The sequence below is a fragment of the Staphylococcus sp. EG-SA-2 genome (assembly GCF_017152085.1).
The window spans coordinates 1-969 of sequence record NZ_JACYHC010000916.1 but is presented as its reverse complement, the minus strand read 5'-3'; the positions used below and the strand labels follow the sequence as shown (position 1 = coordinate 969).

At 28.9% G+C, this 969-nt stretch carries 2 protein-coding genes; both read right to left on the bottom strand.

Annotated features, from left to right (window positions below):
- Nucleotides 1–440: hypothetical protein (locus IDG60_RS16170; RefSeq protein WP_206160920.1), on the bottom strand; the 440-nt coding region annotated here is incomplete at its 3' end.
- Nucleotides 441–647: 207 nt separating this feature from the next.
- Nucleotides 648–944, bottom strand: a complete 297-nt coding sequence (locus IDG60_RS16165) for a TfoX/Sxy family protein (RefSeq protein ID WP_000201644.1) — start codon at nt 942–944, stop codon at nt 648–650.
- Between the last annotated feature and the right edge of the window lie 25 nt (nt 945–969).

Sequence of the window (969 nt, the reverse complement as noted above, 5' to 3'; positions counted from 1 at the left end):
CCTTCGTCCATATAAATTTTCGTAGTGTGAACCAAAACTAGAGATAAGCCTAGACAAATTGACAAACCAATCGTAGTGTAAACCATGTATTTTTTAAATGTCTGTTTTTTCTTTTTTTGCTTATAAAGTGGTAGGAAACATAATCCATATGGCATTAAAAAAATGATACCTGCAATACCAAAGGTAAGTATGACAAGCCAAAAAAGAAACGCTGATACTATATAATATAGATAAAATTGAGAAATACCAGCCGTAGCCAAGATTAGAAATAAAAAAGCAGTAGCGAATTTATATGTCTCACTTACTTTATTAACTTGGTTTAAAAAGTTATCGATTGCTTTATTCTTTTTTGAAATATGTACTATACCTTCTATAATCACCCAAATAATACCACCAATAACTAACAAAGCAAAAACTGGGATTACGAGACTAATTAACATATCGTTCACCTGCTCACCTCTATTTTCAAATAATTGTGATTGAATTGAATCATTCTAGTTTTGTAAAGTTACTTATTCAATTTATTATATTTATTAACTCTATCATAGCAAAAATACTGTTTGTGTATAACAATAAATCGAGATACTCAATAATTTGATAATATGAAATTGATACTTTTCAAAATAGTTGAGTATGGCAATTTATGATTAGTTTTTCAAATCATTTTTTATGAGCTCAAATAAATTAGTGAGATTTATTGCTTCGGTAATGTCTGGAATTAATATCATTTCTTTGGCACCTGGATATGGCGAAACTAATGTATTATCTTGCAATTGATGACGTACACTTTTAGTCGCCTTAACCAATAATCTATTATCATACAAACCACCTATAACCACACTATCATAATAAATAATATATTCTCCCATCATCTTTCTTGTCTTAACCGCGTTTGAATTCACATGATTTAAAAATAAATCATGTACATCTTTCTTAGTCGCCATTGTAATCGCTCCTTCAGTTTTATGT

Bases quoted from the DNA above. Each gene is read 5' to 3' on its own strand.
- IDG60_RS16165 (WP_000201644.1), bottom strand. From the start codon at position 944: ATGGCGACTAAGAAAGATGTACATGATTTATTTTTAAATCATGTGAAT.